Annotated in this window: 16 protein-coding genes; 12 read left to right on the forward strand and 4 right to left on the reverse strand. The window is 61.7% G+C overall.

Annotated elements, in window-relative coordinates:
* Positions 1-69: 69 nt before the first annotated feature.
* The 8 genes from argR (at position 70) to astE (ending at position 9030) form a co-directional block, all read left to right on the forward strand.
* Positions 70-1059: a transcriptional regulator ArgR gene (argR, locus tag AC0IXS_RS24065; protein ID WP_025994313.1), complete on the forward strand. Its 990-nt coding sequence runs from the start codon at positions 70-72 to the stop codon at positions 1057-1059.
* A 246-nt stretch (positions 1060-1305) separates the two neighbouring features.
* The gene (locus tag AC0IXS_RS24070) at positions 1306-2523 is read left to right on the forward strand and encodes an aspartate aminotransferase family protein (protein WP_057410978.1); all 1218 of its coding nucleotides are present in this window, start codon (positions 1306-1308) and stop codon (positions 2521-2523) included.
* Between the two features lie 132 nt (positions 2524-2655).
* Entirely contained in the window at positions 2656-3699 is a 1044-nt protein-coding gene (gene aruF / locus AC0IXS_RS24075; RefSeq protein WP_004886120.1) for an arginine/ornithine succinyltransferase subunit alpha, read from the forward strand.
* A gap of 62 nt (positions 3700-3761) precedes the next feature.
* Entirely contained in the window at positions 3762-4787 is a 1026-nt protein-coding gene (gene astA, locus AC0IXS_RS24080; protein ID WP_025992932.1) for an arginine N-succinyltransferase, read from the forward strand.
* The gene (astD, locus tag AC0IXS_RS24085) at positions 4784-6253 is read left to right on the forward strand and encodes a succinylglutamate-semialdehyde dehydrogenase (RefSeq protein ID WP_162236566.1); all 1470 of its coding nucleotides are present in this window, start codon (positions 4784-4786) and stop codon (positions 6251-6253) included. The genes astA and astD overlap by 4 nt, the downstream gene beginning before the upstream one ends.
* A 48-nt stretch (positions 6254-6301) precedes the next feature.
* Positions 6302-7648 carry an N-succinylarginine dihydrolase gene (gene astB, locus AC0IXS_RS24090; protein WP_122667487.1) on the forward strand — a complete coding sequence of 449 codons (1347 nt, stop codon included), beginning with the start codon at positions 6302-6304 and terminating at the stop codon, positions 7646-7648.
* A 59-nt stretch (positions 7649-7707) separates the two neighbouring features.
* Entirely contained in the window at positions 7708-7995 is a 288-nt protein-coding gene (locus AC0IXS_RS24095) for a hypothetical protein (RefSeq protein ID WP_004886111.1), read from the forward strand.
* Between the two features lie 21 nt (positions 7996-8016).
* Positions 8017-9030: a succinylglutamate desuccinylase gene (gene astE / locus AC0IXS_RS24100; protein WP_122667486.1), complete on the forward strand. Its 1014-nt coding sequence runs from the start codon at positions 8017-8019 to the stop codon at positions 9028-9030.
* A 195-nt stretch (positions 9031-9225) separates the two neighbouring features.
* Here astE and guaD read toward each other — a convergent pair whose 3' ends face one another.
* From guaD to xdhA, 4 genes are all read right to left on the reverse strand, one after another.
* Positions 9226-10539: a guanine deaminase gene (guaD, locus tag AC0IXS_RS24105; RefSeq protein WP_122667485.1), complete on the reverse strand. Its 1314-nt coding sequence runs from the start codon at positions 10537-10539 to the stop codon at positions 9226-9228.
* Positions 10540-10546: 7 nt separating this feature from the next.
* On the reverse strand, positions 10547-11386 hold the full coding sequence (xdhC, locus tag AC0IXS_RS24110) for a xanthine dehydrogenase accessory protein XdhC (RefSeq protein ID WP_057410983.1): 840 nt from the start codon (positions 11384-11386) through the stop codon (positions 10547-10549).
* A 1036-nt stretch (positions 11387-12422) separates the two neighbouring features.
* Positions 12423-14792, reverse strand: coding sequence for a xanthine dehydrogenase molybdopterin binding subunit (gene xdhB / locus AC0IXS_RS24115; RefSeq protein WP_122667860.1), 2370 nt, complete (start codon positions 14790-14792; stop codon positions 12423-12425).
* Positions 14785-16239 (reverse strand): xanthine dehydrogenase small subunit, encoded by a 1455-nt coding sequence (xdhA, locus tag AC0IXS_RS24120; RefSeq protein WP_122667859.1) that lies wholly within the window; start codon positions 16237-16239, stop codon positions 14785-14787. The genes xdhB and xdhA overlap by 8 nt, the downstream gene beginning before the upstream one ends.
* 273 nt (positions 16240-16512) lie before the next feature.
* On the opposite strand from xdhA, the gene AC0IXS_RS24125 reads away from it, so the two are divergent.
* The 4 genes from AC0IXS_RS24125 to ligA all read left to right on the forward strand — a co-directional run bounded on the left by AC0IXS_RS24125 (position 16513) and on the right by ligA (position 24265).
* Positions 16513-17172: a GntR family transcriptional regulator gene (locus tag AC0IXS_RS24125; protein WP_122667858.1), complete on the forward strand. Its 660-nt coding sequence runs from the start codon at positions 16513-16515 to the stop codon at positions 17170-17172.
* 4 nt (positions 17173-17176) lie between these two features.
* A complete protein-coding gene (smc, locus tag AC0IXS_RS24130; protein ID WP_471825884.1) occupies positions 17177-20665 on the forward strand; it encodes a chromosome segregation protein SMC in 3489 nt (1162 codons plus the stop codon).
* Positions 20666-20917: 252 nt separating this feature from the next.
* Positions 20918-21793 carry a cell division protein ZipA gene (gene zipA / locus AC0IXS_RS24135; RefSeq protein WP_057410988.1) on the forward strand — a complete coding sequence of 292 codons (876 nt, stop codon included), beginning with the start codon at positions 20918-20920 and terminating at the stop codon, positions 21791-21793.
* Positions 21794-21916: 123 nt separating this feature from the next.
* Positions 21917-24265, forward strand: a complete 2349-nt coding sequence (gene ligA, locus AC0IXS_RS24140; protein WP_122413061.1) for an NAD-dependent DNA ligase LigA — start codon at positions 21917-21919, stop codon at positions 24263-24265.
* Positions 24266-24345: the final 80 nt, after the last annotated feature.

Genomic DNA, 24345 nt, shown 5'->3' on the forward strand with positions numbered 1-24345 from the left:
GACCTGGAGATTCCAGATCGAGCCTGTTCATGGGCTTGGCTTTTGCGGCGATACGTATCGGATGTCCCAATGACTGCCCATCGAATAGGTTTCCTTGTCTGGCCTGGCACCAAAGCCCTGACCCTGGCGCTTGCCGAGGAAGCCTTGCGCATGGCCCAGCGCGTGCACCCTGAAGTGGTCTACGAACTGTCGTTTCTGCAGGCCGAACCTGCCGATCCCGCCGCTACCGGCGGCTGGCAATTGCCGGGCGAGCCCTGGGCCGGGCGTCTGGACGGGCTGGACAAGCTGTTTCTGCTGGCGGACGAGCCACCTGCTCCTGTGGCATCGGTGCTCGGCAGTGCCCTCAAGCAACTGGTGCGTGCCGGCTGTTCGATTGGCGGTCTGTCGGCGGGCGTTTACCCGTTGGCGCAACTCGGGTTGCTCGACGGCTATCGCGCCGCTGTGCACTGGCGCTGGCAGGACGATTTCAGCGAGCGCTTCCCGAAAGTCATCGCCACCAGCCACTTGTTCGATTGGGACCGCGACCGCCTGACGGCCTGCGGCGGCATGTCGGTGCTCGATCTCTTGCTGGCAGTGCTGTCCCGGGATCATGGCGCTGAACTGGCGGGTGCGGTTTCCGAAGAACTGGTGGTGGAGCGCATTCGCGAGGGCGGTGAGCGTCAGCGCATCCCGTTGCAGAACCGGCTGGGTTCCAGCCATCCGAAGCTCACCCAGGCGGTGCTGCTGATGGAAGCCAACATCGAAGAGCCGCTGACCACCGATGAGATTGCCCAGCATGTCTGCGTGTCGCGTCGTCAGCTGGAGCGCATCTTCAAGCAGTACCTCAATCGCGTGCCCAGCCAGTACTACCTGGAACTGCGCCTGAACAAGGCACGCCAGATGCTGATGCAGACCAGCAAATCGATCATCCAGATCGGCCTGTCCTGCGGTTTCTCCTCCGGGCCGCACTTCTCCAGCGCTTACCGCAACTTCTTCGGCGCCACGCCCCGTGAAGACCGCAACCAGCGACGCAGCAGCAGCCCGTTCGAGCTTTCTCCTGTGCCGGCAGAGCGCGGCTGAAACACCTCTGTCACGGCGGCGCATCAATCTGCGCGCGCCGACAGCGCCGGGCCAGACACCCGCCCCCCAATCGGTTTAAACTGCGCCTTTGTGACGCAATATGTCGCATTGCCGAAAACCTTGAAAAAACACGGTTTTGCGCTGTAACAAGTTGTCGCCTGGCGGCAAGGTCGAAGCCGAATCTGTCCTTACAATCTTTCTATCGCTCGCCAGTTTCAGGCAGGCGTTCCTCATCAGGAGACTCCGATGTCCGTTGAGCATGCTGCGGTGCAACGCGCCGATTTCGACCAGGTAATGGTCCCCAACTACGCGCCGGCCGGGTTCATTCCTGTACGTGGCGCGGGCTCCCGAGTCTGGGACCAGGCGGGCCGTGAGCTGGTGGATTTTTCGGGCGGGATCGCCGTCAACGTTCTGGGCCACTGCCACCCGGCGCTGGTCGGTGCCTTGACCGAGCAGGCCAATAATCTGTGGCATGTGTCGAACGTCTTCACCAACGAGCCGACTCTGCGTCTGGCCAAAAAGCTGGTGGACGCGACCTTCGCCGATCGCGTGTTCTTCTGTAACTCCGGTGCCGAAGCCAACGAAGCCGCCTTCAAGCTGGCCCGTCGTGTGGCGCATGACCTGTACGGGCCTGAGAAGTACGAAATCATCGCCGCCGTGAACAGCTTTCACGGTCGCACGTTGTTCACCGTGAGCGTCGGTGGTCAGCCGAAATACTCCGACGGTTTCGGCCCGAAGATCACCGGCATCAGCCACGTGCCTTACAACGACCTTGAGGCGCTGAAAGCGGCGGTCTCCGACAAGACCTGCGCGGTAGTGCTGGAGCCGATTCAGGGCGAGGGCGGTGTGCTGCCCGGCGAGCTGGAATACCTGCAAGGCGCGCGCACGCTGTGTGACGAGCACAAGGCCCTGCTGGTGTTCGACGAAGTGCAGAGCGGCATGGGTCGTAGCGGCCATCTGTTCGCCTACATGCATTACGGCGTGACCCCGGACATTCTTTCCAGCGCCAAGAGCATTGGCGGCGGCTTCCCGCTGGCGGCCATGCTGACCACCGACAAACTCGCCAAACACCTGGCCGTCGGCGTACATGGCACCACGTATGGTGGCAACCCGCTCGCCTGCGCTGTGGGCGAGGCGGTGATCGACGTCGTCAACACCCCTGAAGTACTGGCGGGCGTCAAGGCCAAGCACGAGCGGTTCAAGACCCGTCTGGAAAAGATCGGCCAGCAATATGGTGTGTTCACCGAAGTGCGCGGCCTCGGTCTGTTGATCGGCTGCGTGCTGTCCGATGCCTGGAAAGGCAAGGCCAAGGACTTCTTCAATGCGGCCGAAGCTCAGGACCTGATGATTCTGCAGGCCGGCCCTGACGTGATTCGTTTCGCGCCAAGTCTGGTGATCGAAGACGCCGACATTGACGAAGGCCTGAACCGCTTCGAGCGCGCCGTCGCCAAACTGACGTCCTGAGTCAACGCGTTACCTGCCGGTGCCCGCCAGGGCGGGCACCGGCCTTTTTTCTGGCACCCTGCGGGCAAGACGCCGCGTGGTGCTTTTTTAGCGCCGGTCGTTCCGGCCTGTGGATCTACAAGGAGTGGCACCATGCTGGTGATGCGCCCCGCGCAAATGGCTGATCTGGCCGAGGTTCAACGCCTCGCCGCCGACAGCCCGATTGGTGTCACGTCCTTGCCCGACGATGCTGGCCGCCTGAGCGACAAGATCGGCTCCTCGGAGGCCTCGTTCGCTGCAGAAGTCAGCTTCAACGGCGAAGAGACCTACTTCTTCGTGCTGGAAGACAGCGAGAGCGGACAACTGGTGGGCTGTTCGGGCATCGTCGCCTCGGCGGGCTATTCCGAGCCGTTCTACAGCTTTCGCAACGAGACCTTTGTGCACGCGTCTCGCGAGTTGAAAATCCATAACAAGATTCACGTGCTGTCGCAGTGTCACGACCTGACCGGCAACAGCCTCCTGACCAGCTTCTATGTCGTGCCTGAACTGGTCGGCACGCCGTGGTCGGAACTTAACTCCCGAGGCCGCCTGCTGTTCGTCGCCAGTCATCCCGAGCGCTTTGCCGATTCGGTGGTGACCGAGATCGTCGGCTACAGCGACGAGAATGGCGACTCGCCGTTCTGGGACGCCATCGGTCGTAACTTCTTCGACCTCAACTATGCTGCCGCAGAGCGTTTGTGCGGGCTGAAAAGCCGCACCTTTCTCGCCGAACTGATGCCGCATTACCCGATCTACGTGCCGCTGCTGCCCGATGAAGCGCAGGAAGCCATGGGACAGGTGCACCCGCGTGCACAGATCACCTTCGACATCCTCATGCGCGAAGGCTTCGAAACCGATCACTACATCGACATTTTCGACGGCGGTCCGACCCTGCACGCACGGGTCTCCGGCATTCGTTCGATTGCCCAGAGCAGACTTGTTCCTGTGAAGATCGAAGCGGGCGCCAACAGCGGCAATGCCAGTGATGTCGGCCGGGGCGGACGTCCGTATCTGGTCGCCAATGGTCTGCTGCAGGATTACCGCGCCGTGCTGCTGGAGCTGGACTGGGCGCCTGGTCGTCCGGTGGTGCTGAGCCTGCAGGCCGCCGAAGCGCTGGGTGTCGGTGAAGGTGCCAGTGTGCGGATCGTGGCGGTCTGAGTCAGACCTGCGAAAGCTGTTAAGCGAGTTTCGAGGCTCTTGAGAGCCGCTGAGGAGATAACATGATCGTTCGTCCCGTACGCAGCAGTGATCTGCCCGCGCTGATCGAATTGGCGCGCAGTACCGGTGCCGGTCTGACGACCCTGCCAGCCAACGAGCAGCGCCTGGCGCATCGTGTTGGCTGGGCTGAAAAGACCTTTCGCGGCGAAGCCGAGCGGGGCGACGCGGACTACCTGTTCGTGCTCGAAGACGATGAAGGACGCGTGGTGGGTATCTCGGCCATTGCCGGTGCCGTCGGCCTGCGTGAGCCCTGGTACAACTACCGGGTCGGCCTGACTGTCAGCGCGTCGCAGGAACTGAACATCTATCGCGAGATTCCGACCCTGTTCCTGGCCAACGACCTGACCGGCAACTCGGAGCTGTGCTCCCTGTTCCTGCGCAGCGACGCACGCAACGGCCTCAACGGCCGCCTGCTGTCCAAGGCGCGCATGCTGTTCATTGCCGAGTTTCCGAAATTGTTCGGCAACAAGATCATCGCCGAAATGCGCGGCATGTCCGACGAGAACGGACGTTCGCCGTTCTGGGAAAGTCTGGGCCGACACTTCTTCAAGATGGAATTCAGCCAGGCCGATTACCTGACCGGTGTCGGCAACAAGGCGTTCATCGCCGAACTGATGCCCAAGTTTCCGCTGTACACCTGTTTTCTGTCCGAAGATGCCCGCAACGTGATCGGCCGTGTACACGCTGACACCGAGCCCGCGTTGACCATGCTCAAGGCCGAAGGCTTCAGTTATCAGGGCTACGTCGACATCTTCGACGCCGGGCCGGCTATCGAATGCGAAACCGGCAAGATCCGGGCGGTACACGACAGCCAGGCGCTGGTCCTGGCCATCGGCACGCCGGGCGACGATGCGCCACAATTTCTGATCTACAACCGCAAGCGCGAGGACTGCCGCATCACGGTCGGACCGGCGCGCTTTGCCGCAGGCACCCTGGTGGTCGATCCGATGACCGCCAAACGCCTGCGCATGAGTGCTGGCGACAACGTGCGGGCAGTGCCGCTGTCGGCGGCGCGGGAGGGAGTCTGATGAGTACGCTGTATATCGCAGGTGCCTGGCAGGCCGGGCAGGGTGAGACCATCACGTCGCTGAATCCGGTGACCCAGCAGGTGCTGTGGTCCGGTCAGGGCGCGACGGCCGGGCAGGTCGATCTGGCGGTGCAGGCCGCCCGACAGGCCTTTCCGGGCTGGGCGCGGCGTTCGTTGCAGGAGCGCATCGACGTGCTCGAAGCCTTCGCTGCACGTCTCAAGCATCACGCCGACGAACTGGCGCGCTGTATCGGTGAAGAAACCGGCAAGCCGCTGTGGGAATCGGTTACCGAAGTGACCACCATGGTCAACAAGGTCGCGATTTCGGTACAGAGCTATCGCGAGCGCACCGGCGAAAAAAGCGGCCCGCTGGGCGACGCCACTGCGGTGCTGCGCCACAAGCCGCACGGTGTGGTTGCCGTATTCGGCCCTTACAATTTCCCCGGTCACTTGCCCAACGGTCACATCGTGCCTGCACTGCTGGCCGGTAATAGCGTGCTGTTCAAGCCCAGTGAACTGACCCCGAAAGTCGCCGAGCTGACCGTCAAGTGCTGGATCGAAGCCGGGCTGCCAGCCGGTGTGCTCAACCTGTTGCAGGGTGATCGTGAAACCGGCATCGCGCTGGCCGCCAATCCGGGTATCGACGGGCTGTTCTTCACCGGTTCTAGTCGCACCGGCAACGCGTTGCATCAGCAGTTTGCAGGCCGTCCGGACAAGATCCTCGCCCTGGAAATGGGCGGCAACAATCCGCTGGTGGTCGATGAAGTGCAGGACGTGGACGCTGCGGTGTACACCGTGATCCAGTCGGCTTTCATTTCCGCCGGTCAGCGTTGCACCTGTGCACGCAGGCTGCTGGTGCCGCAGGGCGAGTGGGGCGATGCCTTTCTGGCCCGTCTGGTTGCAGTCAGCGAAACCATCGAAGTCGGCTCGTTCGATCAGCAGCCTGCGCCGTTCATGGGCTCGGTGATTTCGCTGGACGCCGCGCTCGGCCTGCTGGACGCCCAGCGCATTCTGCTGGCCAAGGGCGCGGTGTCGCTGCTTGAAATGCGTCAGCCGCTGGCCCAGTCTGCCTTGCTGACCCCCGGCATCATCGATGTGACGGCTGTCAGCGAGCGCTCCGACGAAGAGTTGTTCGGCCCACTGTTGCAGGTGATTCGCTACGCCGATTTCGACGCGGCCATTGCCGAAGCCAACGACACGCACTACGGCCTTGCAGCCGGTCTGCTGTCGGACTCCGAAGCGCGCTATCAGCAGTTCTGGCTGGAAAGCCGCGCCGGTATCGTCAACTGGAACAAGCAGTTGACTGGTGCAGCCAGCAGCGCGCCATTTGGTGGTGTGGGTGCGTCGGGCAATCATCGCGCCAGCGCCTATTACGCCGCCGATTACTGCGCGTATCCAGTGGCATCCCTTGAAACCGGTAGCCTGACGCTGCCGACCACGCTGACTCCGGGCATCAGGCTGAGCTGACAGTGCGCGAACGATTGCTTATAAAAACAGATCCACGGAGCCTTGCCGATGAAATCCTGTGAAGTGAATTTTGACGGTCTGGTCGGGCCTACCCACAACTACGGCGGGTTGTCCTACGGTAACGTCGCGTCCCAGAGCAACAGCCAGCAATGCTCGAACCCGCGTGAAGCAGCCTTGCAGGGGCTGGCCAAGATGAAAGCGCTCATGGACCTGGGGTTCACCCAGGGTGTGCTCGCACCGCAGGAACGGCCTGACGTGGCGGGTCTGCGTCAACTGGGTTTCACTGGCACCGACGAGCAGGTGATCGAGAAGGCCGCACGGCAGGACATGCCGCTGCTGGTCGCCAGTTGCTCGGCGTCGAGCATGTGGGTCGCCAATGCCGCGACTGTCAGCCCGAGTGCCGACACGGCCGACCGCCGCGTGCACTTCACGGCCGCCAACCTCAATTGCAAGTACCACCGCAGCATCGAGCATCCGACCACCAGCCGCGTACTGGGCGCGATGTTCGTCGATTCTCAGCACTTCGCCCATCACGCTGCCTTGCCTGCCGTCGCCCAGTTCGGTGACGAGGGCGCGGCGAACCACACGCGGTTTTGCCGGGACTACGGGGAGGCGGGTGTGGAGTTTTTCGTGTTCGGGCGCAGCGCCTTTGACACCCGCTATCCCGCGCCACAGAAATACCCGGCCCGGCAGACGCTGGAGGCTTCGAAAGCCGTTGCCCGTCTGCACGGTCTGAGCGATGAAGGCGTGGTCTACGGCCAGCAGAATCCGTCGGTGATCGATCAGGGCGTGTTCCACAATGACGTGATTGCGGTGGGTAATGGCGAGGTGCTGTTCTACCACGAGGACGCATTCCTTCACACTGACTCGATGCTGGACGAACTGCGCGAGAAACTTGCGCGGGTTGGCGGCCAGTTAACGGCGATCTGCGTGCCGCGTGCCGAGGTCTCGGTGTCCGATGCGGTGCGCTCTTACCTGTTCAACAGTCAGTTGCTGTCGCGCCCTGACGGCTCGATGCTGCTGATCGTGCCGCAGGAATGTCAGGCCAACAGCAGCGTCTGGAACTACCTGCAACGCCTGATCACGGATGACAGTCCGGTGGCCGAGGTGAAGGTGTTCGACCTCAAGCAGAGCATGCAGAACGGCGGTGGTCCGGCCTGCCTGCGCTTGCGGGTGGCGCTCAATGAAACCGAACTGGCGGCCGTCAATCCCGGCGTGATCATGACCGCGCCGCTGTACGAAACCCTGACGCAATGGGTCGACCGGCACTACCGTGACCGCATGAGCGAAAACGATCTGGCCGATCCCCGATTGCTGACCGAATGCCGAACGGCATTGGATGAACTGACGCAAATCCTTAAACTGGGCGCCGTTTATCCTTTTCAACTCGTTTGAAACCTGCGCGTCGAGCCACGGCCCGACGCATGATTTTCCCTTTCAAGAGCATTCCGAACATGAGCGACGCCCTGCAGTTAATCCTCGAAGACACCGATGGCACCCAGCTGGAAACCTCCTGCACCCGCGTTGCCGTCATCTGGCAGGGCAAGGAATTGTGGATTCAGCAGGACGGCCGTGGCCAACTGCTGATCGGCGTTGACGTCGAAGAAGACGACGCCGAATACGCCAACCTACTGCTGCGTCCACTGGCCACCAATCTGGTCAGCCTGCAGCTGGAAATGGAACCGGCCGACATGGGTGCCGAAGAAGACGGCCATGTGCACGGTCCTGACTGCAACCACTGAAACAACCCGTAAGGAAGCGCCATGCTCGCTCTCGGCAAACTGCTTGATTTGACCCTGGCCGGACGTGAGCCGGCGGAAAAGACTCAACTGACCGTCGAAGGCGTGCGCATGCGCTGGCTGGGCGAGGGGGCGCTGGAAGTTCGCCCGCCCGAGGCTCGTGATAACGGCACTGACCTGCTGCTGTCAGCCGGTATCCACGGCAACGAGACGGCCCCCATCGAGCTGCTGGATCAACTGATCCGCAGCATTGCGCGCGGCGATCTGAAACCGCGCGCACGTATTCTGTTCCTGTTCGGCAACCCCGAGGCCATGCGCCGCGGCACACGCTTCGTCGAGCAGGACGTCAATCGGCTGTTCAACGGCCGTCACGAACAAAACGGCGGTTCCGAGGCCTTGCGGGCCTGTGAGCTCGAGCGGCTGGCGGCCAGCTTCTTCAAGCTGCCGGACCGCTACCGCCTGCATTACGACCTGCACACCGCGATCCGGGGCTCCAAGATCGAGCAGTTTGCGCTGTATCCCTGGAAAGAAGGCCGCAAGCATTCACGCCGCGAACTGGCCCGATTGCGCGCCGCAGGCATGAGCGCGGTGCTGTTGCAGAACAAGCCGTCGATCGTGTTCAGCGCCTACACCTACGATCAGTTGGGCGTCGAAGCCTTCACCCTTGAACTGGGCAAGGCCCGGCCGTTCGGTCAGAACCAGCAGGTCAACCTAGAGCCGCTGCGAGCGAGCCTTGAGCAGTTGATCGAAGGCACCGAGCCCGAGCCGGACGATTCGCTCGACGGCCTGCAACTGTTCAGCGTGGCACGGGAAGTGATCAAGCGCAGCGACGCTTTCAAGTTTCATCTGGCCGATGACGTGGAGAACTTCTCGCCGCTGAAAAAAGGCTTCGTGCTTGCTGAAGACGTGAGTGATTCACGCTGGGTGGTGCAGGAAGAGGGCGCGCGGATCATCTTCCCGAACCCGAAGGTGAAGAACGGCTTGCGGGCGGGGATTCTGGTGGTGCCGGTGGCAGCCGAAAGTTTGGGGCTGGCCTGACAGGCGTTCAAGCTTCAGTGGCTAAAGCCTGCCTCGCTGAATGTGTGGGAGGCGCGATCAAGTATTCAACCTGGCGCTGTCGCGCAGCAAACACGTGACTGTGGGAGGCGGCTTGCCTGCGATGGCGTCAGGCCAGTCACAGCCGCGTGGCCTGAAAAAACGCTTCGCCGGCAAGCCGCCTCCCACAGGTTGCATTCACCCCCGCACATGCACCCGTTCACCTGCCGACCAGGTTTGCTTGACGGTCCTGTCATCGCCGAGGGTCATCAGCACGAACAGAATCTCTTCAATGTCCTTCGCCTGCTTCAAGCGGTAGGACAGCAGCGGCGTGGCGTTGTAGTCCAGCACCACGAAATCCGCTTCGTTGCCGACCTTGAAGCTGCCGACCTTGTCCTCCAGACGCAGCGCCCGTGCGCCACCGAGTGTCGCGAGGTACAACGACTTGAGCGGACTCAACCGTGCGCCTTGCATCTGCATGACCTTGTACGCCTCGTTCAGCGTCTGCAGGATCGAAAAAGTGGTGCCGCCACCGACATCGGTGCCCAGACCCACATTGACCTTGTGCTTCTCGGTCATCGGCAAGTTGAACAGGCCGCTGCCCAGAAACAGGTTCGAGGTAGGGCAGAAGGCAATGGCCGAGCCGGTTTCTGCCAGTCGCGCGCACTGCGCGTCGCACAGGTGCACGCCGTGGGCAAACACCGAGCGTTCGCTCAGCAGGTTGAAGTGGTCGTAGACGTCCAGGTAGTGCTTGCGCTCCGGGAACAGCGCCTTGACCCATTCGACTTCCTGCAGGTTTTCACTGATGTGGGTCTGCATGTACAGGCCGGGGTATTCCTGCAGCAGTTGGCCCGCCAGCGCCAGTTGCTCGGGGCTGCTGGTCGGGGCGAAGCGCGGCGTGACGGCGTAGCTCAAACGACCTTGCCCATGCCAGCGCTCGATCAGCGCCTTGCTGTCGGCGTAGCCTGAATCGGGTGTGTCCACCAGATAGTCCGGCGCGTTGCGGTCCATCATCACCTTGCCCGCAATCATGCGCAGGTTGAGCTGTTGCGCGGCGCTGAAGAACGCCTCGACCGACTCCTTGTGCACGCTGCCGAATACCAGCGCCGTCGTGGTGCCGTTGCGCAGCAGTTCCTTGATGAAGATATCCGCGACCTGCGCCGAATGCTCAGGATCGGCGAACTGGCGCTCGCAGGGGAAAGTATAAGTGTTGAGCCAGTCCAGCAGTTGCTCGCCATACGCACCGATCATACCGGTCTGCGGCAGGTGGATGTGGGTGTCGATGAAGCCGGGCGTGATGAGGGCGTCCGGGTATTCGATCAGCTCGACATCGTCATCCAGCGTTGCCAGCAGCTCCTCGGCGTGGCCGATGGCAGTGATCCTGCCGTTTTCGACATGCATCAGGCCATCCGCGAAGTATTCGAAGGACGCATCAGGTCCGACTTGGGCAGGGTCGGCAATGCTGTGGATGATGGCGGCGCGATAGGCTTTGCGGGACGTAACTGAACTCATGGGCATCTCATGACGACCTGCTGCGACGCGAGGCGGGCAGCAGTTTGGCGATAGGTTGGGTGTTGGCGCGTTGCTGGCCAAAGTCTGCGTTGTAGGTGGCGATGACCTCGGCGGCGATGGACACGGCGATTTCGATGGGCAGCTTGCCTTTCACTTCAGCGAGCCCCATCGGGCAGCGCATGCGTTGCAGCAGGCCGGGCTCGAAACCGCGTTCACGCAGCCGGTGTTCGAACTTGACCCGCTTGGTGCGCGAACCGATCAGGCCGAAGTAGCCGAAATCGCCACGCTTGAGGATGGCGGCGGTCAATTCAAGGTCGAGCTGATGGTTGTGGGTCATGACGATGCAGTAACTGCCTGCAGGCAGATTCGCGACTTCATCGACCGGTTCATCGTTGATGATCTTTACGACGCCATCAGGCATCGATTCCGGGAATTCGTTCTCGCGGGAATCGATCCAGCGTACCCGGCAGGGCAGGCTGGCCAGCAGCGGCACCAGCGCGCGGCCGACATGCCCGGCTCCGAATACGGCTATCTGCGCGACCGGCTCGCCCATGGGCTCGAACAGCAGCACGTTCACGCCGCCGCAGCATTGGCCCAGGCTCGCGCCCAGGTTGAAGCGCTCCAGCCGGGTCTGCCGCGTGCCGCTGGCGAGCATTTCACGGGCGATCTCCATGGCCTTGTATTCCAGATGCCCGCCACCGATGGTGTCGTGAATCCGCTCGGCACTGACCACCATCTTCGAACCGGCATTGCGCGGCGTCGAACCCAGCTCCTCGATGATCGTCACCAGAATTCCAGGCTCGCCACGGGCCTGCAGATCGGCGAGGGCGCTTATCCAGTTATTCATGGCTGCACCCCGCTCTGCGTAGGCATGCAGCCCGGGACGCTCCGCGTTCCATTGGGTCGGTTTGCGCAGAGGGTTCTGTGTGTCCGCCGGGACGCGGAGCGTCCTGAGAGGCATTCCCACGCGGAGCGTGAGGAACGATCGGTGTGGTGATTGATGATCGTGCCCACGCTCCGCGTGGGCATGCAGCCCGGGACGCTCTGCGTTCCATTGGGTCGGTTTGCGCCGAGGGTTCTGTGTGTCCGCCGGGACGCGGAGCGTCTTGTGAGGCATTCCCACGCGGAGCGTGAGGAACGATCAGTGTGGCGATTGGTGATCGTGCCCACGCTCTGCGTGGGTATGCAGCCCGGGACGCTCCGCGTTCCATTGGGTCGGTTTGCGCCGAGGGTTCTGTGTGTCCCCGGGACGCGGAGCGTCTTGTGAGGCATGCCCACGCTCTGCGTGGGCATGCAGCCCAGGACGCTCTGCGTTCCATTGGGTCGGTTTGCGCCGAGGGTTCTGTGTGTCCGCCGGGACGCGGAGCGTCTTGTGAGGCATTCCCACGCGGAGCGTGAGGAACGATCGGTGTGGTGATTGATGATCGTGCCCACGCTCTGCATGGGCATGCAGCCCGGGACGCTCTGCGTCCCATTGGGTCGGTTTGCGCCGAGGGTTCTGTGTGTCCGCCGGGACGCGGAGCGTCTTGTGAGGCATTCCCACGCGGAGCGTGAGGAACGATCGGTGTGGTGATTGATGATCGTGCCCACGCTCTGCATGGGCATGCAGCCCGGGACGCTCTGCGCCCCATTGGGTCGGTTTGCGCAGAGGGTTCTGTGTGTCCGCCGGGACGCGGAGCGTCTTGTGAGGCATTCCCACGCGGAGCGTGAGGAACGATCGGTGTGGTGATTGATGATCGTGCCCACGCTCCGCGTGGGCATGCAGCCCGGGACGCTCTGCGTCCCACTGGGTCGGTTCACGCAGGTGTTTCGGCGTGTACGTCGGGACGCGGAGCGTCCTGAGAGGTATTCCCACGCGGAGCGTGAGGAACGATCAGTAGGGATCACAGGCATGCGGTTTTCCCCTGTTCGCGCATCTGTTCGCAACCCCACAGCACCTTCTCCGGCGTCGCAGGCGCGTCGATGCGGGGTTGGTGGCGGTAGTCGCCCAGGCTGGCCACAGCGTCCTTGATCGCGCACCACGCGGCAATGCCCAGCATGAACGGCGGTTCGCCCACGGCCTTGGAGTGAAATACCGTGTCTTCAGGGTTCTTGCGGTTTTCCACCAGTTTGACCCGCAGGTCCAGTGGCATGTCGGCCACGGCGGGAATCTTGTACGAGGCGGGTCCTGTGGTCACCAGTTTGCCCTTGGCGTTCCACACCAGCTCTTCGGTGGTCAGCCAGCCCGCGCCCTGAATGTAGCCGCCTTCGACCTGACCGATGTCGATGGCCGGGTTCAGCGAGGCGCCGACGTCATGCAGGATGTCGGTGCGCAGCATCTTGTATTCGCCGGTCAGCGTGTCGACGATCACTTCCGCGCAAGCAGCACCAAAGGCGAAGTAGTAGAACGGCCGCCCCCGCGCCTGGCTGCGATCATAGAAAATCTTCGGTGTCTTGTAATAGCCGGTGCTGGACAGCGAAACCTGACCCATCCACGCCAATTGAGCCAGCTCTGCGAACGACAGCAGCGTCTCGCCAGCCCGCACATGGCCATTGCGAAACTCGACCTGGCTTTCCTCGATCTTGAAATGCTTCGCGGCAAACTCGACCAGTCGCTGCCTGAGGATTTCGGCTGCGTTCTGCGCGGCCTTGCCGTTGAGGTCGGTGCCACTGGAAGCAGCGGTAGGCGAGGTGTTGGGCACCTTGTCGGTATTGGTGGCGGTGATCTGGATGCGCTCGATATCGATCTGAAACACCTCGGCCACCACCTGCGCGACCTTGACGTTGAGGCCCTGGCCCATCTCGGTCCCGCCGTGGTTCAGGTGAATGCTGCCGTCGGTGTAGATATGGATCAGCGCACCTGCCTGATTGAGAAAGCTGGCGGTAAACGAAATGCCGAACTTGACCGGGGTCAGCGCCAGGCCTTTCTTCAGAATCGGGCTGCTGGCGTTGAACGCGCGAATCGCTTCACGGCGCTCGGCGTACTCGCAACTCTGCTCAAGATCGGTCGTCATTTCTTCCAGCAGGTTGTGCTCGACCGTCTGGTAATAGTGGGTGACGTTGCGCTCGGTCTTGCCGTAATAGTTGGCCTTGCGCACCGCCAGCGGGTCCTTGCCCAAGTAGCGGGCGATGCAATCCATGACCTCTTCGATGGCGACCATGCCTTGCGGGCCACCGAAGCCGCGGTAGGCGGTGTTGGACGCCGTGTGGGTCTTGCAGCGATGGCCGTTGATCGTCGCTTCGCCCAAGTAATAGGCGTTGTCGGCGTGAAACATGGCGCGGTCGACAATGGAGGCCGACAAGTCAGGCGAATAACCGCAGTTGCCGGCCAGATCAAGCTCGATGCCCTGCAGGCGGCCGTTGTCATCGAAACCCACGTCGTACTCGATGTAGAACGGGTGGCGCTTGCCGGTCATGATCATGTCTTCGACACGTTGCAGGCGCATCTTGGTCGGCTGGCCGGTGAGGCGCGCCACGACAGCGCACAGGCACGCTGGGCTGGCCGCCTGGGTTTCCTTGCCGCCAAAGCCGCCGCCCATACGCCGCATGTCGACCACGATCCGGTTCATCGGAACGTCCAGCACTTCGGCGACCAGTTTCTGGATTTCGGTAGGGTTCTGAGTCGAGCTGTAGACGATCATGCCGCCATCTTCGGTGGGCATCACCGAGGCGATCTGCGTCTCCAGATAGAAATGCTCCTGCCCACCGATGTGCAGGTTGCCTTGCAAGCGATGGGTTGCACCTTGCAGGGCGGTCGCCGAGTCGCCGCGCTTGTGGGTGTGACTGTCGAGCACGAAATGCTTCTGGCGCAGGGCCTGCACCACATCCAGTACCGGTTCCAGGTCTTCGTACTCGATCACGGCGGCCATCGCGGCCTTGCGGGCGGTGTCCAGATCACGTGCAGCCACGGCCAGCACCGGCTGACCGACGAACTCGACCTTGTCGATGGCCAGCAGCGGATCGCCAGGCAACAGCGGACCGATGTCTTTCAGGCCGGGGATGTCCTCATGAGTGATGACGATCCGCACACCTTCGATGGCATGACACGGCGCGGTGTCGATGCTGATGATGCGTGCATGAGCCCGATCCGAAAGCCGCGCATACACGTGCAACTGATTGGGAAATTCCAGCCGATCGTCGATGTAAACGGCCTCGCCGGACGCATGTTTGTCGGCGCTGTCGTGTTTGACACTGCGCCCTGCGCCGGTGGTGATTCCCTGTTGAAAGAGATCGGCCATTTCGGCCTGAGTCTTTTGCGGGGCGTGATCAGACATAGTGAGTCACCCGCGTCGGTATATGGGGCGTCTGCAGCTCGACGAAGCATTTGCGCAGCAGGTTGCGGGCGCTCAGCAGACGGTATTCCTTGCTGGCGCGAAAGTCCGACAGCGGCGTGAAATCGTTACCCAGCGCGGCGCAGGCGTGCTCGACGGTCTCGCTGTTCCAGCGCTGACCCATCAATGCCTGCTCGCAGGCTGATGCACGTTTCGGAATCGCAGCCATGCCGCCGAATGCAACACGCGCTTCTTCGATGACACCGTCGCTGATCTGCAGGCGAAATGCGGCGCAGACGGCGGAGATATCGTCGTCCAGTCGTTTGGAGACTTTATAGGCCTTGAACACCTGACGGGCATTGGCAGTCGGCACGATGATTTTTTCGATGAGCTCGCTTTCCTGGCGCGCCGTGACCTTGTAATCGATGAAGTAATCTTCCAGCGCCAGCGTGCGCTGGGTGTCGCCTTTGCGCAGCACGATCTGCGCGCCAAGGGCGATCAGCAGTGGCGGGGCGTCGCCGATGGGTGAGGCGTTGCCGATATTGCCCCCCAGCGTGCCCTGATTGCGAATCTGCAACGACGCGAAGCGCTGTAACAGTTCGCCGAAGTCGGGGTACTCGGCTTCCAGCGCGGCATAACAATCGGTCAGCGGCGTGGCGGCACCGATTTCCAGGCGATCTTCGAAACGCTCGACGCGCTTCATCGCCTCGATGTGTCCCACGTAGATCATCACCGGCAGTGGCTTGTGAAACTGGGTAACTTCCAGTGCCAGGTCGGTGCCGCCCGCCAGCAGACGAGCCTGAGGGTGGGCATCGTACAGGTCGGCGAGGTCGGCCACCGTCAGCGGGATCAGGCAGCGTTTTTCGCCGTCGTTCAGTTCGCCGGTCTGCTGCGGGGTGATGGCGCGCAGGCGCTCGATGGTCTGCGCCTGACGCTGGTCGAACTGATCGGGCTCACGCTGCCCGCACGCCTGTTCGGCAGCGGCCAGAATCGGGCGATAACCCGTGCAACGACACAGATTGCCGGCCAGTGCTTCGTGGGCCTGATGCGCATCGGCCTGTTCGCTGTTCTTCTGCAGGGCAAACAGCGACATCACGAAACCCGGCGTACAGAAGCCGCATTGCGAGCCATGGCATTCGACCATGGCCTGCTGCACGCTGTGCAGGCGGCCCTGGTGTTTGAGGTCCTCGACGCTGATCAACTGCTTGCCGTGCAGCGAAGCCACGAACGTCAGGCATGAATTCAGGCTGCGATAGCGCAGTTGTTGCTCGCCCGTTGCGTCGGTTTGCAGCTCGCCCACCACAACGGTGCAGGCGCCGCAGTCACCGCTGGCGCACCCTTCCTTGGTGCCGGGCTTGTGTGCCTGCTCGCGCAGGTAGGTCAGCACCGTCATGTTCGGATCGAGGGTTCGCTCGGTCTTTAGCTCTTGGTTCAAAAGGAACTGAATCACGGCGTAATGCCCTCAATTGGCTTCCATCGGACATGTCGATGAATCTATCAGCTTTGTTTATTGGGTCAATTTGTTTCTGACTTTCGGGTCAGGAAATCAGGTTTTCGGCACCTCTGCCGATCAAAGACGTCACACCTGTTGAATCGCCTGTCAGGCAATGGTCGAGGTTTTGCGTGTTTCGTGCCAGATTCGAGGATTGTGGCCCTGCGCCATGCCCTTGGGTTGCGATACACTCCGCCTCTTGTACGAAGAACTGGTTTTTGAAGGATACTCATGACGTTCAAGGCACCGGACAGCCTCGCTGAGCAGATAGCCCATCACCTTGCAGAACGGATCATCCGCGGTGAACTCAAGCCTGGAGAGCGGATTCAGGAGCAAAAGGTCACGCAGGCGTTGAACGTCAGCCGTGGTTCCGTGCGCGAAGCATTGCTGATTCTGGAGCGCCGCCATCTGGTGGCAATCCTGCCGCGTCGTGGTGCGCAGGTTACGGTGCTCAATGCCCACAATGTCACCAGCCTGTGCACGCTGATGAGTGAGCTGTACATTCTGCAGGCCAATGCCGTGGCCGAGCACTGGAAGACGGAGGCCGACCTTGCTCCGTTTGTGGCCATTCAACAGCGTCTGCGGGCCAGTCTGGAGAGTCAGGACGTGAAGGCGTTCGTCGAGGAAAGCTTCAATGTCATGCGTGCGGCGTATCCATTTGCCAACAATCCGTATCTGGAGGAAACCATCGAGAATCTGCAGCCGTCCATGAGTCGCAGCTATTTCCTGGCCCTTGAGCAGCGCAAGGCGGAGATGAGCGATTACCTCGAACTGTTCGGGCAATTGCTTGAAGCCGTCGTTGCGCGCGATCTGGCGCAGATCCGTGTTGTGCTCATCAACTATGGCCAGCGCAGTTGTCAGCTGGTGCTCGCTGCACTGACGGCAGGCTGACCCCATGCGTCTGAAGTGCATCAAGCTGGCGGGGTTCAAATCCTTCGTCGACCCCACCACGGTGAACTTCCCCAGCAACATGGCAGCCGTTGTCGGCCCCAACGGTTGCGGAAAATCCAACATCATCGACGCCGTGCGCTGGGTCATGGGCGAAAGCTCGGCCAAGAACCTGCGCGGCGAGTCGATGACTGACGTTATTTTCAACGGTTCGACCAGTCGCAAGCCGGTCAGTCAGGCCAGCATCGAGCTGGTGTTCGACAACTCCGACGGCACGCTGGTGGGCGAATACGCTGCCTATGCGGAAATTTCCATTCGCCGCAAAGTGACCCGCGACAGCCAGAACAGCTATTACCTCAACGGCACCAAATGCCGTCGTCGTGACATCACCGACATCTTCCTCGGGACTGGCCTGGGACCGCGCAGCTACTCGATCATCGAGCAGGGCATGATCTCCAAGCTTATTGAAGCCAAGCCCGAGGATCTGCGCAATTTCATCGAGGAAGCAGCGGGCATTTCCAAGTACAAGGAACGCCGCCGTGAAACCGAGAACCGCATCCGCCGCACTCACGAGAACCTGGCGCGCCTGACCGACCTGCGTGAAGAGCTGGAACGCCAGCTCGAGCGTTTGCATCGGCAGGCTCAGGCGGCCGAGAAGTATCAGGAATACAAGACCGAAGAACGCCAACTCAAGGCGCAGTTGTCGGCGTTGCGCTGGCAGGCGTTGAACGAACAGGTCGGTCAGCGCGAAGCCGTGATCGGTGGTCAGGAAGTCGGCTTTGAAGCACTGGTCGCTGATCAGCGCAGTGCCGATGCCAGCATCGAACGATTGCGTGACGGCCATCACGACCTCTCCGAACGCTTCAATCTGGTGCAGGGGCGCTTCTATTCGGTGGGCGGCGACATCGCCCGCGTCGAGCAAAGCATTCAGCACGGCCAGCAGCGTTTGCGTCAGCTGCAGGACGACTTGCGCGAAGCCGAGCGCGCCCGCCAGGAAACCGAATCGCACCTGGGGCACGACACCACGCTGCTGGCTACGCTCAGCGAAGAGCTGGAGATGCTCGAGCCCGAGCAGGAGATGACCAGCGCGGCCGCCGAAGAATCGGCCATCGCCCTGGAAGACGCCGAAGCCGCCATGCACGGCTGGCAGGAAAAGTGGGACGTCTTCAATCAGCAGTCCGCCGAGCCGCAGCGTCAGGCTCAGGTTCAGCAATCGCGCATCCAGCAGTTGGAACAGAGCATGGAGCGGCTGGCCGAGCGCCAGCGGCGTCTGGGCGAAGAGCGTCAGTTGCTGGCTGCCGACCCTGAAGACGCGGCGATTCTGGAACTGAGCGAAGATCTCGCCACCCGTGACATGACCCTCGAAGAACTGCACATGGGCGAAGAGCAGGCAGTCGAGCGTCTTGAACAATTGCGCGAAGCCTTGCAGCGCGCCAATCAGGACCAGCAGCAGGCCCAAGGCGAGTTGCAGCGCCTCAATGGCCGACTGGCTTCGCTGGAAGCCCTGCAACAGGCCGCCCTCGACCCTGACACCGGTACCGCCGAATGGCTGCGCGATCAGCACCTGGATCATCGCCCGCGTCTGGCGGAAAGCCTCAAGGTGGATGCCGGTTGGGAAGTGGCGGTCGAGACGGTGCTTGGCGCTGATCTGCAAGCGGTACTGGTCGATGATTTCGACGGTCTGGACGTGGCGAACTTCCAGCAGGGCGATCTGCGCCTGCTGAGCGCTGGAGCCGATACTCAACGCGTCGCAGGCAGTCTGCTCGACAAGGTGGAAAGCGATATCGACCTGTCGGCCTGGCTGGGGCAGGTGATCCCGGTCAACGACCTGGATGAGGCGCTCGCCCGGCGTGGTCAACTGGCGGCGGGGCAGAGCCTGATCAGTCGGGACGGCTACTGGGTTGGCCGTCACTTCCTGCGGGTGCGACGTGCCAGCGAAGCGCAGAGCGGTGTGCTGGCCCGAGGTCAGGAATTGCAGCAGCTCGTTCTGGAACGTGACGAGCGCGAAGCGACGCTGGCCGCGCTGGAAGAACAGCTGTTGAGCCTGCGCGAGCAGCAATCGCAACAGGAAGAATCAAGAGAGCAGCTGCGCCGTCGCGTGCAGGACGAGACGCGCCAGCAGAGCGAACTCAAGGCGCGGCTGTCGGCGGCCAGGGCCAAGGTCGAGCAGCTGACCCTGCGTCGTACCCGTCTGGATGAAGAGCTGGCCGAGCTGGGCGAGCAACGCGCGCTTGAACATGAACATCTGGGTGAGTCACGTCTGGAGTTGCAGGACGCGCTCGACGCCATGGCGCTGGATACCGAACAGCGCGAAGTGCTGCAGGCGCAGCGTGACAGCCTTCGCGAGCGGCTTGACCGTGTGCGTCAGGAAGCCCGCCTGCACAAGGACCGCAGCCATAAACTGGCCGTGCGTCTGGGGTCACTCAAGGCGCAACATGACTCGACACGTCAGGCGCTGGAACGTTTGCAGATGCAGTCCGAGCGCCTGACGGAAAAGCGTGAACAATTGAGCCTCAACCTGGAAGAGGGTGAGGCGCCGCTGGAAGAACTGCGGCTCAAACTGGAAGAGCTGCTTGAGCGGCGCATGGTGGTCGATGACGAGATGCGCATCGCCAAGAACGCGCTGGAAGACGCTGACCGCGAACTGCGTGACGCCGAGAAGCGCCGCACCCAGGCTGAACAGCAATCGCAGTTGCTGCGCGGTCAACTTGAGCAGCAGCGTCTGGAATGGCAGGCCCTGACAGTACGCCGCAAGGCCTTGCAGGACCAGTTGCATGAAGACGGCTACGACCTGCACGGCGTCCTCGCCACGCTGACTCCGGAAGCCAGCGAACAGGCCGCCGAGCTGCAACTGGAAAGTCTTGCCGGCCGTATTCAGCGCCTCGGCGCGATCAACCTGGCGGCCATCGACGAGTACCAGCAGCAGTCCGAGCGCAAGCGCTATCTGGATGCCCAGGACGCCGATCTGGTGGAAGCGCTGGAGACGCTGGAGAACGTGATCCGCAAGATCGACAAGGAGACTCGAAATCGCTTCAAGGAGACCTTCGATCAGATAAATAGCGGAATTCAGGCACTTTTCCCAAAAGTTTTCGGTGGCGGCTCCGCTTATTTGGAACTGACGGGCGAAGATTTACTCGATACAGGGGTGACAATCATGGCGCGTCCCCCCGGCAAGAAGAACAGCACCATTCATTTGCTGTCCGGCGGGGAAAAGGCACTGACTGCACTGGCATTGGTTTTTGCCATTTTCAAACTCAATCCCGCACCGTTCTGCATGCTCGACGAGGTCGATGCACCACTGGACGATGCCAACGTCGGTCGATATGCCCGGCTCGTGAAGGAAATGTCACAAACCGTACAATTCATCTATATCACCCACAACAAGATCGCCATGGAAATGGCTGATCAACTGATGGGCGTCACCATGCATGAACCGGGCTGTTCGCGGCTGGTTGCGGTGGATGTGGAAGAGGCCATGGCGCTGGTGGATGCCTAGGTCGGGACCTGTGTTTTTCCGGGGAAAACGGCTTGTGGATGCCTGAAAGTGTGACGGTCGTGCGGTAGATATCAATTTGCGCACCAAAGAGGTGTAACAGACGGTGTAAAGTTACCTTTGGTCGTGCTAGTTTAGCGGCTACTTTTTATTTTTCCGTGGGCAAAATGCCAGTCAGAACATAGACTTGGCACCACGTATTAAAGGGGTTTAGGCCCTTATTTTCAGAATTCTTCATTAGAGGCACTGGATTACATGGAAATCGGTCTGCGCGAGTGGCTGATCGTCATCGGCATAATTGTCATCGCCGGTATTCTCTTCGATGGCTGGCGCCGTATGCGCGGCGGCAAGGGAAAACTGAAATTCAGGCTGGACCGGAGCTTTTCAAACCTTCCGGACGACGAGGAACCGAGCTCGGCCGAAGTGCTGGGGCCGCCCCGTGTGCTGGATACGCATAAAGAGCCGCAACTGGACGAGCACGATCTGCCGTCGATGAGTGCGAGCCCGCGAGACAACGTTCGTGAGAACGCTCGCGAGAGCAAGCGCAGCAACAGCGACAAGAAACGCAAGGGCGAGCCACAACAGGGCGACCTGAATCTGGACATGGGCGGTCCGAGCCTGTTTACCGGCCGTGACGACGACTTCCCGGACGACAAGCCAACCCAGATCATCACTGAGGAAAAGGACCTGCCTCCAGTCGAGGAAGTGCTGGTCATCAGCGTAATCTCGCGCAGCGAAAGCGGCTTCAAGGGTCCGGCCTTGTTGCAGAACATTCTGGAAAGCGGCCTGCGTTTCGGCGAGATGGACATCTTCCATCGTCACGAAAGCATGGCGGGCAACGGCGAAGTGCTGTTCTCCATGGCCAATGCGGTCAAGCCGGGCGTTTTCGATCTGGACGACATCGACCATTTCAGCACTCGTGCGGTGAGCTTCTTCCTGGGTCTGCCGGGTCCTCGTCATCCGAAGCAGGCGTTCGACGTCATGGTCGCGGCAGCACGCAAGCTGGCTCATGAGCTGGACGGCGAGCTGAAAGATGATCAGCGCAGCGTAATGACCGCGCAGACCATCGAGCACTACCGCCAGCGCATCGTCGAATTCGAACGCCGCGCCCTGACTCAGCGTCGCGGCTGAGTCTGCTGTGCCAGCCCTCGTTGAACCGCATTCTCTGCGTTCGGCAAGGGCTGCAGACCGGTACTACAGAACCACCCGATCGAGCAGCCCAGGCTGCTCTTTTGCTTTTTGAGAGAACACCGTATGAAGGCCGTCGAAACCCGAATCCTGGAACTGCGCGCAGAGCTGGATCAGCACAACTATCGCTACCACGTTCTGGATGAACCCAGCATTCCTGATGTCGAGTACGACCGCCTGTTCCACGAGCTGAAAGCGCTGGAAGCCGAGAACCCGCATCTTGTCACGCCTGATTCGCCCACGCAGCGGGTCGGCAGCGCGGCCCTGTCGGCGTTTACCCAGGTGCGTCATGAAATGCCCATGCTCAGCCTGGGCAATGCGTTCGAAGAAAACGACATGCACGAGTTCGACCGTCGGGTGACCGAAGGCCTGGACCTGCCCGAAGGTAGCCGCAAGGTTCAGTACAGCTGCGAACCCAAGCTCGACGGTCTGGCGGTGAGTCTGCTGTACCGCGACGGTGCGCTGGTCCGTGGCGCGACGCGGGGCGACGGGGCAACCGGCGAAGATATCAGCGTCAACGTGCGCACCGTGCGCAATATCCCGCTCAAGCTGCATGGCACCGGCTGGCCTGAAGTGCTGGAAGTGCGGGGCGAAGTGTTCATGTCCAAGGCCGGTTTCGAACGGCTCAATGCCAGCCAGCTGGAAATCGGCGGCAAGACCTTCGCCAATCCGCGCAATGCCGCAGCAGGCAGTTTGCGTCAGCTGGACTCAAAGATTACCGCCAACCGACCGCTGGAATTCTGTGGTTACGGCCTGGGGCAGATCTCCGCCGAAGTGGCCGACACCCATGTCGGCGTACTCAACCAGCTCAAGGAATGGGGTGTGCCGGTCAGTCGCGAGCTCAAGCTCGCCAACGGCATCGAAGAGTGTCTGGCCTACTACCACGACATCGGCGAGCGACGCCTGTCGCTGAGCTACGAGATCGACGGCGTGGTGTTCAAGGTCAACAAGCTCGCCGATCAGCGTGAACTGGGTTTCCGCGCCCGCGAACCGCGCTGGGCGATTGCCCACAAATTCCCGGCCATGGAAGAGCTGACCGAACTGCTGGACGTTGAATTCCAGGTGGGACGCACTGGCGCAGTGACGCCGGTCGCGCGTCTCAAGCCGGTCAAGGTCGCCGGTGTGACGGTTGCCAATGCGACGCTGCACAACATGGACGAAGTGGCGCGCCTGGGTCTGATGATCGGCGACACGGTGATCATTCGCCGGGCCGGTGATGTCATCCCGCAAGTCGTGCAGGTGGTCATGGAGCGCCGTCCCGATAATGCCAAGCCTGTGGAGGTCCCGCAGACCTGCCCGGTGTGTGGCTCGCATGTCGAACGCACCCAGCTGGTCAAGCGCAGCAAGGGCAAGGAAACCGTCAGCGAAGGCGCGGTTTACCGCTGCGTCGGTCGTCTGGCCTGCGGCGCGCAGCTCAAGCAGGCGATCATCCATTACGTGTCGCGTCGTGCCATGGACATCGAAGGTCTGGGTGACAAGACCATCGAGCAACTGGTGGATGAAAAACTCATCGGCTCGCCGGCCGATCTGTACAAGCTAGAGTACGAACAGATCATCGATCTGGAGGGTTTTGCGAAAATCTCCAGTGAAAAACTGCTCAAGGCAATTGCGGACAGCCGTCAGCCGACGCTGTCGCGCTTCATCTACGCGCTGGGCATCCCTGATGTCGGCGAGGAAACGGCCAAGGTGCTGGGTCGTTCGCTGGCGTCGCTGGAGCGGGTCAAAAAGGCCTTGCCGGAGGTGCTGACTTACCTGCCGGACATCGGCATGGAAGTTGCTTACGAGATCCACAGCTTCTTCGAGGACGAGCACAACCGCAACGTGATCGACGCGCTGCTGGGCGAGTGCGGCCTGCAATTGCAGGATCAGGGCGAGCTGGGCGCTGAATTTGCCGCCAGCACCACGCTGGATGGCCTGATCGACAAGCTGCACGTGCCTTCGGTAGGGCCGGGTGCTGCGCTGAAGCTGGCTGAAAAGTTCGGCACGCTGGACGCGATCATCGGCGCGGACTGGCTGGACATGCGCCAGGCGCTGCCCGAAAAGCAGGCCAAGGCCGTGCGCGATTTCTTTGACGACACCGCCAACGCCGAGCGTGCACGTGCCATCGAGGCGCAGCTCAAAGAGTTCGGCATGCACTGGCGCAGCGAGAAAAAAGCCGTGGAAGGCTTGCCGCTGGCCGGGCAGACCTGGGTGCTGACCGGTACGCTGGAGCGCATGAGTCGCGACGTCGCCAAGGAAAAGCTCGAAAGCCTGGGCGCCAAGGTGTCCGGGTCAGTGTCGGCGAAGACCCACACCGTCGTCGCAGGTCCGGGGGCGGGATCGAAGCTGACCAAGGCCAATGAGCTGGGCCTCACCGTTCTGGATGAGGATGCATTGCTGGCGCGCCTGACCGAGCTGGGTGTGTCGGTGGATTGAGGGGCCGGCTCTATGATCGTGCCCATCGCTAGTGTGGGAGGCGGCTTGCCGGCGATGCTTTTTCTGAAGCGACCTATCAG

The organism is Pseudomonas sp. AC016 (genome assembly GCF_979253365.1).